At 71.3% G+C, this 12709-nt stretch carries 12 protein-coding genes; 4 read left to right on the plus strand and 8 right to left on the minus strand.

What is annotated here, in order from left to right:
* Window positions 1-46: 46 nt before the first annotated feature.
* The 7 genes from SAVERM_RS32675 to SAVERM_RS32705 form a co-directional block, all read right to left on the minus strand.
* Complete coding sequence (locus SAVERM_RS32675) at window positions 47-1246, minus strand: TerD family protein (protein WP_174514638.1); 1200 nt, start codon at window positions 1244-1246, stop codon at window positions 47-49.
* 158 nt (window positions 1247-1404) lie between these two features.
* Window positions 1405-2394, minus strand: a complete 990-nt coding sequence (locus tag SAVERM_RS32680) for a zinc-dependent alcohol dehydrogenase family protein (RefSeq protein WP_010987754.1) — start codon at window positions 2392-2394, stop codon at window positions 1405-1407.
* Entirely contained in the window at window positions 2391-3260 is an 870-nt protein-coding gene (locus tag SAVERM_RS32685) for a carbohydrate ABC transporter permease (protein ID WP_010987755.1), read from the minus strand. Before SAVERM_RS32685 ends, SAVERM_RS32680 begins: the two co-directional genes overlap by 4 nt.
* Window positions 3257-4195: a carbohydrate ABC transporter permease gene (locus SAVERM_RS32690; RefSeq protein ID WP_010987756.1), complete on the minus strand. Its 939-nt coding sequence runs from the start codon at window positions 4193-4195 to the stop codon at window positions 3257-3259. Before SAVERM_RS32690 ends, SAVERM_RS32685 begins: the two co-directional genes overlap by 4 nt.
* Window positions 4192-5562, minus strand: coding sequence for an ABC transporter substrate-binding protein (locus SAVERM_RS32695; RefSeq protein ID WP_010987757.1), 1371 nt, complete (start codon window positions 5560-5562; stop codon window positions 4192-4194). The genes SAVERM_RS32690 and SAVERM_RS32695 overlap by 4 nt, the downstream gene beginning before the upstream one ends.
* A 110-nt stretch (window positions 5563-5672) precedes the next feature.
* Window positions 5673-6452, minus strand: a complete 780-nt coding sequence (locus SAVERM_RS32700; protein ID WP_037646858.1) for a DeoR/GlpR family DNA-binding transcription regulator — start codon at window positions 6450-6452, stop codon at window positions 5673-5675.
* Between the two features lie 266 nt (window positions 6453-6718).
* Window positions 6719-7528, minus strand: a complete 810-nt coding sequence (locus SAVERM_RS32705) for an NAD-dependent epimerase/dehydratase family protein (RefSeq protein ID WP_010987759.1) — start codon at window positions 7526-7528, stop codon at window positions 6719-6721.
* A gap of 275 nt (window positions 7529-7803) precedes the next feature.
* Between SAVERM_RS32705 and SAVERM_RS32710 the strand changes: the two genes are divergently transcribed.
* Both SAVERM_RS32710 and SAVERM_RS32715 read left to right on the plus strand, forming a co-directional pair.
* Window positions 7804-8745 carry a 5-dehydro-4-deoxyglucarate dehydratase gene (locus SAVERM_RS32710; protein ID WP_010987760.1) on the plus strand — a complete coding sequence of 314 codons (942 nt, stop codon included), beginning with the start codon at window positions 7804-7806 and terminating at the stop codon, window positions 8743-8745.
* The gene (locus SAVERM_RS32715) at window positions 8742-9974 is read left to right on the plus strand and encodes a hypothetical protein (RefSeq protein ID WP_010987761.1); all 1233 of its coding nucleotides are present in this window, start codon (window positions 8742-8744) and stop codon (window positions 9972-9974) included. Before SAVERM_RS32710 ends, SAVERM_RS32715 begins: the two co-directional genes overlap by 4 nt.
* Here SAVERM_RS32715 and SAVERM_RS32720 read toward each other — a convergent pair.
* A complete protein-coding gene (locus tag SAVERM_RS32720) occupies window positions 9878-11068 on the minus strand; it encodes an MFS transporter (RefSeq protein WP_237528931.1) in 1191 nt (396 codons plus the stop codon). The two genes, SAVERM_RS32715 and SAVERM_RS32720, sit on opposite strands and share 97 nt — an antisense overlap.
* 177 nt (window positions 11069-11245) lie before the next feature.
* Between SAVERM_RS32720 and SAVERM_RS32725 the strand changes: the two genes are divergently transcribed.
* Together SAVERM_RS32725 and SAVERM_RS32730 are read left to right on the plus strand one after the other, a co-directional pair.
* Complete coding sequence (locus SAVERM_RS32725) at window positions 11246-11836, plus strand: TIGR03086 family metal-binding protein (protein WP_010987763.1); 591 nt, start codon at window positions 11246-11248, stop codon at window positions 11834-11836.
* A 114-nt stretch (window positions 11837-11950) separates the two neighbouring features.
* Entirely contained in the window at window positions 11951-12703 is a 753-nt protein-coding gene (locus SAVERM_RS32730; RefSeq protein ID WP_010987764.1) for an MBL fold metallo-hydrolase, read from the plus strand.
* Window positions 12704-12709 lie beyond the last annotated feature (6 nt).

The following is a 12709-nucleotide window of genomic DNA, read 5'->3' on the forward strand; positions in this document are numbered from 1 at the left end:
TCCGAAGAGGGCGCCCCGGACTGCGTACGGGCTGTTGTCCGGCCCCTTACAGCGCCTGCGCCGAAGGCTTCACCATGCCGCGGACCGTGCGGGACTTCACGAAGTCGCCCAGGGCCGTCATCTCCCACTCGCCGGAGAACTGCTTGATCAGCTTGGCCATCATGACGCCGGTCTGCGGCTCGGCGCTGGTGAGGTCGAAGCGGACCAGCTCCTCGTCCGTGGCGGCGTCCACGAGGCGGCAGTAGGCCTTGGCGACCTCGGTGAACTTCTGGCCGGAGAAGGAGTTCACCGTGAAGACCAGGCCGGTGACCTCCTGGGGGAGACGGCCGAGGTCGACGACGATGACCTCGTCGTCGCCTCCGCCCTCACCCGTGAGGTTGTCCCCGGAGTGCTTGATCGCGCCGTTCACGATCGACAGCTTGCCGAAGTAGCAGCTGTCGATGTGGTTGCGCTGCGGGCCGTACGCGATGACCGACGCGTCCAGGTCGATGTCCTTGCCGCGGTACGCGGGCTCCCAGCCGAGGCCCATCTTGACCTGGGTGAGCAAGGGACGGCCGCCCTTGACCAGGGAGACGGTCTGGTTCTTCTGGAGGCTGACCCGGCCCTTGTCCAGGTTGATCTTGCCGGCGCCGGGGGCGGGCGCGGGGGGTGCCGGCGGGGCGGCCGGGACCGGGGGTGCGGAGACGCGCGGGTCCAGGGGCGGGGCCGGCGCAGTCACCGGGGGCTGGACGGCGGGCGCCGGCGCGGCGGCCGGTTCCTCCACGGTGACGCCGAAGTCCGTGGCGATGCCCGCCAAGCCGTTCGCATACCCCTGGCCCACCGCGCGGGCCTTCCACGCTCCGTTGCGCTGGTAGATCTCCACGACCACCAGTGCCGTCTCCGTGCCGAGCTGCGGGGGCGTGAACGTGGCCAGTACGGAGTTGTCGTCCGCGTTGCGGAGCGTGGCCGTGGGTTCGATGCCCTGGAAGGTCTGGCCGGCGGCGTCCGGGCTCGCGGTCACGACGATCTTCTCGATGCCCGGGGGGACGGCGGTGGTGTCGACCGTGATCGCGTCCGGGGAGGTGCCGCCACCCGAGCGGTAGGTCACGCCCGGGCCGGTGGGCTGGTTGTAGAAGATGAAGTCGTCGTCGGAGCGCACCTTGCCGTCGGCGGTGAGCAGCAGGCCCGAAACGTCGAGCCGCACGGGGGCGGCGACGTCCACCGTCACGCGGGTGACGGGGAGAGGGATGTTCGAGCCGGGGGTCATAGCTGTCATGACTGGGGTAACGAGCGAGGGCGCTTTGCCGTTCCCTTACCTACGGGTTTTGCTGCCCGGAGGATTCCGCCCCCGCCGCCCCGCTCATTTCCGTCGCGAGGGATGGGAATGAGCAGGGGGCGCCGGGGGCGGAAACCCGCGCCGCGGTGCTACGGCACCACCACGATCTTCCTCCCCACCCCCGACGCGAACTGCTCCAGCGCCTGGGGATACCGCGCCAGCGGGATGCGGTCGCTGATGAAGACGTCCGGATCGAGGACGCCTCCGGCGAACAGCTCCGCCGCCCGTTCGAAGCTGTGCAGCACGGCCATCGAACCGGTGATCGTGATCTCCTGGTTGTAGATGCGGTACGGGTCGATCGTCACGCGCGTCGCGTAGTCCGCGACCCCGAACTGGAGGAACGTACCCGCCTTCGCCACCCGGCCGAGGCCGTCCTGGATCGCCGCCGCGTTGCCCGTCGCGTCCACCACGACGTCCCACCCCTGCGGCCGGTCCAGTTCGTCGGCGTTCGCGGCGGAGCCGGAGACACCCAGCTGCCGGGCCGTCGTCAGGCGTGCCGGGTTCACGTCCACCACGTCCACGCTCGCCGCGCCCGTCCGCTTGGCCAGCTCCAGCATCATCAGCCCCATCGTTCCGGAGCCGTAGACCAGGACGTGCGCGCCGAGCCGGGACCGCAGGACGTCGTAGCCGCGGACCGCGCAGGACAGCGGCTCGATCAGGGCCGCGTCCTGGGTGCGGACGTGTTCGGGGAGCTTGACGCAGTTGGCGACCGGAGCCACCGCGTACCGCGCCGCGCCGCCCGCCGTCGTCACCCCGATCGCCGCCCAGCGCTCGCAGAGGTTGTTGTGGCCCGTACGGCAGTACCGGCACTCGTAGCAGTAGAGGGACGGGTCCACCGCCACCCGGTCGCCGACCGACACCTCGGTGACCTGGGTGCCCAGCCCGACCACCTCGCCCGCGAACTCGTGCCCCGGCACGATCGGCAGCTTGGGCGCGAACTCGCCCTGGAGGATGTGCAGATCGGTGCCGCACAGCCCGCAGGCCGCGACCTCGACGACGACCTCCCGGGGCCCTGGCGTCGGGTCCGGGACCTCGGCGACGACGGCCTTGCCCACGGACTCGATGACGGCGGCCTTCATTTCACGGCTCCCAGTGACAGGCCCTGGACCAGTTTGTCCTGGGCGGCGAACCCCGCGGCGAGCACCGGCAGGGAGATGACGAGCGACGCGGCGCACACCTTGGCCAGGAACAGGCCCTGGCTGGTGATGAAGCCGGTCAGGAAGACCGGGGCGGTCTCGGCGACCACACCGGTGAGCACCCGGGCGAACAGCAGCTCGTTCCAGCTGAAGATGAAGCAGATCAGGGCCGTGGCGGCGATGCCGGGGAGGGCTATGGGGGCTACGACCCGGGCCAGGATCGTCGGCAGTTTCGCGCCGTCGATCTGCGCCGCCTCGATCACCGCCACCGGCACCTCGGCGAGGAACGACTGCATCATCCACACCGCGATCGGCAGGTTCATGGAGGTGTAGAGGATGACCAGGAGCCAGATGTTGTCCAGCATTCCGGTGTTCTTCGCGAACAGGTAGATCGGGAGCAGGCCCGCCACGACCGGCAGCATCTTCGTCGACAGGAAGAAGAACAGGACGTCCGTCCACTTCTTCACCGGGCGGATCGAGAGCGCGTACGCCGCCGGGAAGGCCAGCAGCAGCACGCAGAGCGTCGAGACCAGCGACGCCACCAGGGAGTTGACCAGCGCCGGCCAGGGGCTCGCGCCGCCTCCCGTGCCGAAGAAGTCGCGGTAGCCGTCGAGGGTGAGGGCGGCGCCGAACGAGGGGGGATTGGTCGCCGCGTCCGACTCCGAGTGGAAGGACGTCAGCGCCATCCAGGCGATGGGCAGGAAGAACAGCAGACCGAGCAGCCAGGCCACCAGGCCCAGGCCCGCTCCCCGGGTGAGACGGGTGCGTACGGGGCGTACGGGTCGTACGCGTGGCGCGGTGGCACTCATGCGCGGGACACCTCCTCGCGGAACAGGGACGACACCACGCGCAGCGCGAAGGTGGCGATGATGATCGAGCCGATGACGACCAGGACGCCGGCGGCCGAGGCGAGGCCGTTCTCGTGGGCCTGGTAGAAGCTCTGGTAGACGGTGTAGGGCAGGTTCGCGGTGCCCAGGCCGCCCGAGGTGATGGTGAAGACCGCGTCGAAGTTCTGCACGATGTAGATCGAGCCGAGCAGCGCGCCCAGTTCGAGGTAGCGGCGCAGATGCGGGAGCGTCAGGTGGCGGAAGATCTGCCAGTCGCTCGCCCCGTCGACCCGCGCCGCCTCGATCTGCTGCTGGTCGCGGCTCTGCAGACCCGCCAGCAGGATCAGCATCATGAAGGGCGTCCACTGCCACACCAGGGAGGCCTCGACCGCGAGCAGCGGGGTGTTGGAGATCCAGTCCGGCTGGGGACCGCCCACGTAGTGCAGCAGGCCGTTGAGAAGGCCGTACTCGGGGTTGTAGAGCACGTGCTTCCACAGGAGGGCCGCCGCCACCGGGACCACCAGGAAGGGCGCGATCAGGAGCGTACGGACGACGCCCCGGCCCCGGAACCTGCGGTCCAGGAGGAGGGCGAGGCCCAGGCCCAGGACCAGGCAGGCGAGCACCACGGTGACCGTCAGCAGGATCGTCGTCCACACCGAGTGGCGCAGGTCCGGGTCGGCCAGGACCTGGTGGTAGTTGTCGACGCCCGTGAAGTGGCGGGCCTTCGGGTAGAGCGCGTTCCAGTCGAAGAAGGAGATCACCAGCGTGGCCACGAACGGCAGCTGGGTCACGGCGATCATGAAGATCAGGGCGGGCAGGAGCGGGGCCCGGGTGGCCCAGGCGCGCAGCCGGGTGGAGGGCTGCCGCGTCGTGCGGACGGGAGCGGCGGCCACGGGGGCCGTTGTCGTGGCGGTCATCGTCCCTCGTACTCCTTCGAGATCTGCTCGGCGAGCTTCTGGGACTTCTTCAGGGCCGAGTCGACGGACTGGCGTCCGGCGATGGCCGCGCTGATCTCCTGGGAGACCTTGGTGCCGAGGTCGGTGAACTCGGGGATGCCGACGAACTGGATGCCGGGCGCGGGGCGGGGCTGCACACCGGGGTCGGTGGGCCGGGCGCCCTCGATGGCCTCGCGGGTCATCTCCTGGAAGGCGCCGGCCTCCTTGCGGTAGTCGGGGTTCGTGTACGTCGACGCCCGCTTGCCCGCGGGGACGTCCGACCAGCCGACCGTGTCGCCGACGAGCTGCTCGTACTCCTTGCTCGACGCCCAGGAGACGAACTTCCAGGCCTTGTCCGGGTTGCGGGACGCCTTCTGCATGCCCCAGGCCCAGGTGTAGAGCCAGCCGGACGACCTGGTCTTCTCGACCGGTGCGGGTACGTAGCCGATCTTGCCCTTGACCGGTGACTTGGCCGACTCCAGGGAACCCGCCGCGGACGTGGCGTCGTACCACATGGCGACCTTGCCCTGCGTCATGTTGTTGAGGCACTCGGCGAAGCCGGACTGGGCCGCGCCGGACTCGCCGTGGGCGCGGACGAGGTCCACGTAGAACCGCGTCGCCTTCTCGAACTCGGGGGAGTCCAGGCGCGCCTTCCAGTTCTTGTCGAACCAGGTGCCGCCGAAGGTGTTCACGACCGTGGTCAGCGGTGCCATGACCTCGCCCCAGCCGGGCAGTCCGCGCAGACAGATGCCCTTCATGCCGGACTGGGCGCCGTCCACGTCCGTGGCCAGCTTGTTCACCTGCTCCCAGGTCGGGTGCGCGGGCATTTTCAGCCCCTTCTCGGCGAACACGTCCTTGCGGTACATCAGGAAGGACGACTCGCCGTAGAAGGGCTGCCCGTAGAGCCGGCCGTCGTCGCCGGTCAGCGACTGGCGCATCGGCTTGAGGATGTCCTGCTGGTCGAACGCGGTGTCGCCCCGGACGTAGCCGTCCATGGAGTGCAGCCAGCCGTTCCTGGCGTAGATCGGGATCTCGTAGTTGCTGAGGGTGGCGACGTCGTACTGGCCCGCCTGGTTGGCGAAATCCTGGCTGATCTTGTCGCGGACGTCGTTCTCCGGCAGGACGGTGAAGTTCACCCTGATGCCGGTCTTCTTGGTGAAGTTCGTGGCGGTGAGCTTTTGCAGCTCCACCATCTGCGGGTTGTTGACCATCAACACGTTGATGGAGTCACCGCCGGAACCGGACCCGCCTGCTCCGACCCAACAGCCGGAAAGCAGCGGGGCGAGCAGCGTCCCTGCGGCGGCCATGGCGAGCGTGGCTCGCGGCCTCCGTCGGCTCTGGGTTCGCATGGATCGCTCCTGGACGTATGGGGAGTTATGGGGTGCTTGCCGGCATGGGGGTGCCCTGAAGACCGAGTGAGTCGGGTTTTCGTACGCGCTCGTGCGGGTCGGTGGGAATGTCAGACGCGGATGACCTGGGGTCCCCGCAGTGAGTAGCGGTGTGCCTCGGACGTCGGCAGCAGGGTGCTCGTGACGATCGCCTCCAGGTCGCCGACCTCCGCGAACCGGCAGAAGCTGACCGCCCCGAACTTGGTGTGCACGCCCGCGAAGACCGTACGCCGGGACGCCCGGATCGCCTGGGCCTTCACCTCGCTGACCGCCGGGTCGGGGGTGGTCAGTCCGTGTTCGCGCGAGATGCCGTTCGCGCCGATGTACGCCAGATCGATGACGAACCCGGCCAGCATTTTCGTCGTCCAGTGGTCGACGGTCGCGAGCGTGCCCGGCCTGACCCGGCCGCCCAGCAGCAGCACGCTGGTGTTCTCGGCCTCCGCGAGCGCTCCCGCGGTGGCCAGTGACGCGGTGACCACGGTCAGCGGCCGGTCCCTGGGCAGCGCCTCGGCGATCAGCTGGGGGGTGAAGCCCTCGTCGACGAAGACGGTCTCGGCGTCCCCGAGGAGCTCGGCCGCGGCGGCCGCGATCCGGCGCTTCTCGGGTACGTGACTGGTGGCGCGGAAGGCGAGCGTCGTCTCGAAGCCGGCGCTCTCGACGGGGTAGGCGCCGCCGTGGGTGCGGCGGAGCAGGCCGTGGTCCTCCAGTGCGCGCAGATCCCGGCGTACGGTCTCCTTGGCCACGCCCAGTTCGGCGGCGAGCGCGGTGACGTCGACCGAACCCGTGACCCGGGCGGCCCGGACGATCTCGCGCTGCCGTTCCTCCGCGGTCCGCGTCGTCTTCGCCGCCATGGCCGCCACCTGCTCCCTGTGCGCACTGCCCGTTCGGGCCCGGTGGGGCCCATGGGGGAAGTTCTACAGCGGGTGCGCGGCACTGACCAGGCCTGTTGCAGGTCCGACCGCGCCCGAATGTGCCTGCTTGGCGAAACCGCCGCCCGTCGCGGACCTGGGGTGGAGCCGGGTGGGGAGTGGGATCGGGCAGCTTCCGTGCCCGAACAGCACGGCGGGCGGGCCCGTTCGGTGCCCGCCCGCCTCTGTGTGCCCGTGTTCCGGCCGCGTCAGTACGGCCAGACCGGCGGGTCGGTGGTGAAGTGGCCGCCCAGGTGGTCGTGGGCCGGGTTGTCCGGGTCCAGCTCGCCCTGTTCGGCGATGAGCTTCTCGGCGTACGGCTCGGAGTCGTCCTGCGGCTGGTAGCCGAGCGCGCGGGCGGTCGAGAGGTCCCACCACAGGCGGGTGTTCGCGGACGAGCCGTGGACGACGGTGTGCCGTACGTCCTCGGCGGTCAGGGCCGCGTGGAAGAGGCGGGCGCCGTCCTCGGGGCTCATCCAGACCGAGAGCATGCGCACGCTCGTGGGCTCGGCGAAGCAGGAGCCGATGCGCACGGAGACCGTCTCCAGGCCGTGCTTGTCCCAGTAGAACTGGGCCAGGTCCTCGCCGAACGACTTGGACAGGCCGTAGAACGTGTCCGGGCGGCGCGGGGTGTCGACCGGGATCAGGGGGTCGTCGCCCCGGGGCCGGGGAGTGAAGCCGATCGCGTGGTTGGAGGAGGCGAAGACGATCCGGCGTACGCCTTCCTCGCGCGCGGCCTCGTACAGGTTGTACGTGCCCTCGATGTTCGCCTTCAGGATCTTGTCGAAGGAGGACTCCAGGGAGATGCCCGCGAGGTGGATGACCGCGTCGACGCCCCGTACGGCCTCGCGCAGCGCCTCCTTGTCCCCGAGGTCCGCGGTGATCGCGTCCGGCTCGCCCTCGATCGGCAGCAGGTCGAGGAGACGCAGTTCGTAGCCGTACCGCGGCAGCAGTCCCCGCATCAGGGTGCCGAGTCCGCCGGCGGCGCCGGTGAGCAGAACGGTGCGGGGAGCGGGCATCCTCGGGTCTCCTTGGATCGGCAGCCGTATGTCCAGCCACATGGTCAGCCGTATGTATGTACGAAATTCACATGCGTGGACACGCTATGGAGGGGTGACAGGTGCCGTCAAGTGTCGCGCGGACGTGGGCAATCCGCTCCCGTGACCCGGGCGTGTGTGCTTGACCGCCCCTGAGGGAGCGCTTTAGCGTAGGCGCGTTCAGAAATATAGACATGGATCAGAAACGTGCACCGGTGTGGGTGCCGGCCTGAGCGCCTGTTTCAAGGGAGAGCCCCGTGACGTCAGCACCTCTCGCCGCTCGACTCAGCATCCCCAGTGGCCCGCTGTTCTTCCCCGTCACCGCCTACCGTCCGGACGGCGCGCTGAACCTCGACGTCTACCGCGAGCACGTGCGCCGGGGTGTCGAGGCGGGCGCCGCCGCCGTCTTCGCGTGCTGCGGCACCGGGGAGTTCCACGCGCTGGCGCCCGAGGAGTTCGAGCGATGCGTCGGCGCGGCCGTCGAGGAGACCGCGGGACGCGTACCCGTGGTGGCGGGCGCGGGCTACGGGACGGCCCTCGCCGTGCGGTTCGCGCGGCTCGCCCAGGACGCCGGGGCCGACGGGCTGCTCGCCATGCCGCCCTATCTCGTCGTCGCGGGGCAGGAGGGGCTGCTGCGGCACTACCGGGAGCTGGCCGCGGCGACCTCCCTGGAGACGATCGTCTACCAGCGCGACAACGCCGTCTTCACCCCCGAGGCCGTGGTCGAGCTGGCCCGCACGGACGGGATCATCGGCTTCAAGGACGGGCTCGGCGACCTGGACCTGATGCAGCGCGTCGTGAGTGCCGTGCGCACCGAAGTCCCGGGCGACTTCCTGTACTTCAACGGGCTGCCGACCGCCGAGCTGACCGGCCTGGCCTATCGGGGCATCGGCATCACGCTCTACTCTTCTGCCGTGTTCTGCTTCGCGCCGGAGATCGCCCTGGCCTTCCACAAGGCGCTGAACTCCGGTGACGACGCCACCGTCAACCGGCTGCTCGACGGCTTCTACCGGCCCTTCGTCGATCTGCGCGCGCAGGGCCGCGGCTATGCCGTCTCGCTGGTCAAGGCGGGGGTACGGCTGCGCGGCCTCGACGTCGGCGAGGTGCGCCCGCCGCTGCACGAGCCGACCGAGGACCACGTCAAACAGCTGGCGCAGCTCGTCGACCGCGGGTACGCGCTGCTTCAGGAGGGCATGTGAAGGCATCCGCATTCGTCTATCCCTGGGATGTCAACGGGGATCCGGCGGCGGCCGAGCGGATCGCCGGGCTCGGCGTACCCCAGGTGACGCTCGCGTCCGCGTACCACTCCACGCGCGCGCTGACCCCCCGCCACCCCCGCCACCGGATCGTCACCGCCGAACACGCCGCCGTGCTCTACCCGCCGGGCAAGCGGTGGAAGGGCCGGACTCTGCGGCCGTACGCCGCCGGGGACTGGGCGCTGGGCGACGCGTACGGGGAGGCCGCCGAGGCGCTGGCCGGGGCCGGACTCGACGTGCACACCTGGGTCGTGCTCGCGCACAACTCCCGTCTGGGCGAGGAGTTTCCGTGCACCAACGTGGTCAACGCCTACGGGGACCGTTATCCCTGGGCGCCCTGCATCGCACAGCCCACCACGCGCGCGTACCTGGTCGACCTCGCGGCGGAGGCGGCGGTACGGCCCGGTGCGCGCGGTACGGAACTGGAGTCGCTCGGCTGGTACGGACTGGCGCATCTGCACGCCCACGACAAGATCGGCGGGACGGGGCTCGGGGACGCCGGGCAGTACCTCATGTCGCTCTGCTTCTGCTCGGCCTGCCGGCAGGGGTACGCGGGTCGGGAACTCGACGCGGGCGCGCTCGCGGTGGCCGTACGGGCGGCCCTGGAGCCCGTGTGGCGCGGCGCCCCGTCCGACGGGGGCTGGACGACGGTCGAGAAGCTCCTGGGCAGTGAACTCGCGACGGCCACGCGCGCGTGGCGCGAGGAAACGGCGCGCACGCTCCAGGAGGCGGCCGTCACGGCGGTCCGCGCGGCCGCCCCGGACGGCTTCCAGGTCCTGCTGCACGCGGACCCGGTGGCGTACCACTGCGGGGCGAACGCCGGGGTCGACCCGGCGCACATCCTGTCCGTCGCGGACGGTGTGGTCGTGCCGTGCACGGGCGGCGCGGCCCTGCTCACCCCGTTCGCCGAGCAGGGCACCGGCGCCGTGCTCGCGGCCAACCTCACCGTCGTCTCGGGGATGGGCGGCAGCCCGGGCACACTGGCCGAGGACGCGGACCGGGCCGCTCGTCTGGGCGCCACGGAACTGCGGCTCTACCACGCGGGGCTCGCCTCGGACGCCGACCTGGCCACGGTTCAGGAGGCGCTGGCACGGCTCGGCCGGGCACCCGCGCGCAGCGGCACCGACGCTGTCGCCAGCAGGGCGAGACCCAGCAGCACCAACAGCGTCTGACGGTCGACGAGTCCGACCAGACCTGCCCCGACGGCGAGTCCCACCGCGTTCGGCGCGAACATCAGCGTGTGGGCGGTGGCCGTGACCCGGCCGAGCAGGGCGCCGGGCGTCTCGCGCTGCACGGCGGTGAACGCGGCGATCAGCACACAGGGAAGGCCGGCGCCCACCGCCGCCGCGGACGTCAGGGCGGCCGCGTCGGACGGGACCGCGCGCAGCGCCAGGGCCGCCGCGGTGAGCGCGATCCCGGACGAGGCGAAGCGGCGTTCGCCGAGCCGGCGCAGGAGGGGACCCGCGGCCAGGCCGGTCGTCACCGAGCCGGCGCCCTGGACGACGTACAGCAGGCCGACGTACGCGGGGGAGCGCCCCAGGCCGTCGACGACCGCGTAGATCAGGGCGCCGTTGACACCCGCGAAGAGCATCGTCGCGCCGCCCGCCAGGACGAGCGGGCGCAACTCCCCCCGGCCCCACAGATGGCGCACGCCCTCGGCGACCCGCGCCCGCAGGCCGTCGGGCGGCGGCTCCGGCCCGTCCTCGCGCACCCGCAGCAGCGCGTACAGGCCGGCCGCCAGCACGAAGGTGACCGCGTCCAGAAGGGCGACCATCGCGCCGCCGTACGCCGCGTACAGGCCCGCCCCGGCGAGCGGTGCCACGAGCTTCATGCCCTCGTTGGCCGTCATCCGCAGGCCGTTGAAGTCGCCCAGCAGGGAGCTGTCGACGGCGGCGGCCACCAGGGCCGACTCCGCCGCGTCGTGGACCACGCCGGCCGCGCCGTACACCAGCAGGACCGCGAACAGCAGCCACAGACTGCCCGGCGAGTCCACGGTGAAGAGGGCGAGCAGCAGGGCCGCCACGCCCAGGTTCGTGCCGATCAGGAGCGGGCGGCGGCGGGTGCGGTCGGCGAGTGTGCCCAGCACGGGGCCGACGAGTGTGGGTGCCCAGAGGGCGAAGACGCACAGTGCGGCCAGGCCGTTCGAACCGGTCAGGTCCTTGACCCAGATGCCCGAGGCCAGCCACATCGCCGACGATCCGAAGCCGGAGACCACCACCCCGGCCAGGTACAACCCCGCGTTGCGGTCCCTCAGGACACGCGTCATCGTCCATGTCATGCCTGGTCATGCTGGCTCTGAGGCCCCACCGTGCGGATCGGGCAGATGCCCTATGACCAGGACGTGTGGTGGGCGGGCGATGAGTTCCGCCTACGCCGCCGGTCTACCCCTGGAGTGGAACAGAACTCAGAGCAGACCCCAGAGCAGACCCCGGAGGAGAAGCGGATGACTGACCACACGACCCTCGACCTCGGCCCGCAGGCCCGCATCGTGGCGCGTCTCGCGGAGGCGGTGCGTGAGGAGCAGCTCACGGCCGTCACTCCGTGTCCCGGCTACGCGGTGCACCACATGCTGGGCCATCTGCTCGGCCTCACCGTCGCCTTCCGGGACGCCGGCCGCAAGGACCTGGGCGCCACGACGGACACCAGCCCTGAAGCCGCCGTGCCGGACATCGGACCGGGCTGGCGCGAGGAGCTGCCCAAAGTGCTCGACGAACTCGCCGAGACCTGGCGCGACCCGGCCGCCTGGACCGGTGAGACCCGGGCCGGCGGCGTGACCCTGCCGGGCGCGGTCGCCGGGGCGGTGGTGGCCGACGAACTGGTGATCCACGGCTGGGACCTGGCGCGGGCCACCGGCCAGGAGTACACGCCGGACCAGGGCGCGCTGCGGGCCGCGTACGGCTTCCTGGTCGCCGCGGCCGAGGACCCGAGCCGCGGCGGCGGCATCTTCGGCCCCGTCGTGCCCGTACCGCGGGACGCGCCGCTGCTGGACCGCGCGATCGGCCTGAGCGGCCGGGACCCCGGCTGGAAGCCCTAGCCCTAGCCCTTGCCCCAGCCGGAGCGAGAGCGCGGCGCGGCTGGAGGGTCGGGCCTGCCTGCCAACACACGCAAACCGGCGGATCGCGTGGCCGGAGAACCGTACGCTCCGGGCATGCCCCTCGCCCTCACCGTCCTCGGCACCGCTTCCCCGCACCCGGCGCCGGGCCGCCCCTCCTCCGGTTATCTGTTGCGCGGCGGGGGCGCCGAGGTGTGGGTGGACGCCGGGTTCGGAACCTTCGCGGAGTTGCAGCGGCACACGGATCCCGCGCGGCTCACGGCCATCTGGATCTCCCATCTGCACGCGGACCACAGCGCCGATCTGCTGGCGGCGGTGTACGGACTCGCGTACGGAGGGCTCACCCCGCCGGCGCCGATTCCCCTCTACGCGCCGCGCGCCTGCGGGCAGCGGCTCGCCGGGTTCTTCGGGCGGCCCAACGAGCGGTTCCTCAGCGGGGTCTTCGACTTCCGTCCCTTGTACGACGGGCACACCGTCCGGCACTGGAACCTCCGTCTCACCGCCCGCGCCGTCGCGCACGACATCGAGGCGTACGGGCTGCGCGCCGAGTGCCAGGGGCGCGTCCTCGCGTACTCGGGGGACAGCGGCCCGTGCGGGACGCTCACCGAACTCGCCCGCGGTGCCGATGTGTTCCTCTGTGAGGCCGACATCGACCGGCATCGCGAAGGCGAACAGGTCCATCTGACCCCCGAGGACGCGGGGGCGGCGGCCCGGGAGGCACGGGTGGGTGAGCTGCTCGTGACCCACGTGGGACCCACGCTCACCCCGGAGGCGGCGGCCGGACGCGCCGCCGCGGTCTTCGGCCGTCCTGCCGTCACCGCCCGCGAAGGCACCACCACAATCGTCTGACGTCAT

The sequence above is a fragment of the Streptomyces avermitilis MA-4680 = NBRC 14893 genome (genome assembly GCF_000009765.2).
GTDB lineage: Bacteria > Actinomycetota > Actinomycetes > Streptomycetales > Streptomycetaceae > Streptomyces > Streptomyces avermitilis.

Bases quoted from the DNA above. Each gene is read 5' to 3' on its own strand.
- SAVERM_RS32675 (WP_174514638.1), bottom strand. From the start codon at position 1,246: ATGACCCCCGGCTCGAACATCCCTCTCCCCGTCACCCGCGTGACGGTG.
- SAVERM_RS32680 (WP_010987754.1), bottom strand. From the start codon at position 2,394: ATGAAGGCCGCCGTCATCGAGTCCGTGGGCAAGGCCGTCGTCGCCGAG.
- SAVERM_RS32685 (WP_010987755.1), bottom strand. From the start codon at position 3,260: ATGAGTGCCACCGCGCCACGCGTACGACCCGTACGCCCCGTACGCACC.
- SAVERM_RS32690 (WP_010987756.1), bottom strand. From the start codon at position 4,195: ATGACCGCCACGACAACGGCCCCCGTGGCCGCCGCTCCCGTCCGCACG.
- SAVERM_RS32695 (WP_010987757.1), bottom strand. From the start codon at position 5,562: ATGCGAACCCAGAGCCGACGGAGGCCGCGAGCCACGCTCGCCATGGCC.
- SAVERM_RS32700 (WP_037646858.1), bottom strand. From the start codon at position 6,452: ATGGCGGCGAAGACGACGCGGACCGCGGAGGAACGGCAGCGCGAGATC.
- SAVERM_RS32705 (WP_010987759.1), bottom strand. From the start codon at position 7,528: ATGCCCGCTCCCCGCACCGTTCTGCTCACCGGCGCCGCCGGCGGACTC.
- SAVERM_RS32720 (WP_237528931.1), bottom strand. From the start codon at position 11,068: ATGACGCGTGTCCTGAGGGACCGCAACGCGGGGTTGTACCTGGCCGGG.
- SAVERM_RS32725 (WP_010987763.1), top strand. From the start codon at position 11,246: ATGACTGACCACACGACCCTCGACCTCGGCCCGCAGGCCCGCATCGTG.
- SAVERM_RS32730 (WP_010987764.1), top strand. From the start codon at position 11,951: ATGCCCCTCGCCCTCACCGTCCTCGGCACCGCTTCCCCGCACCCGGCG.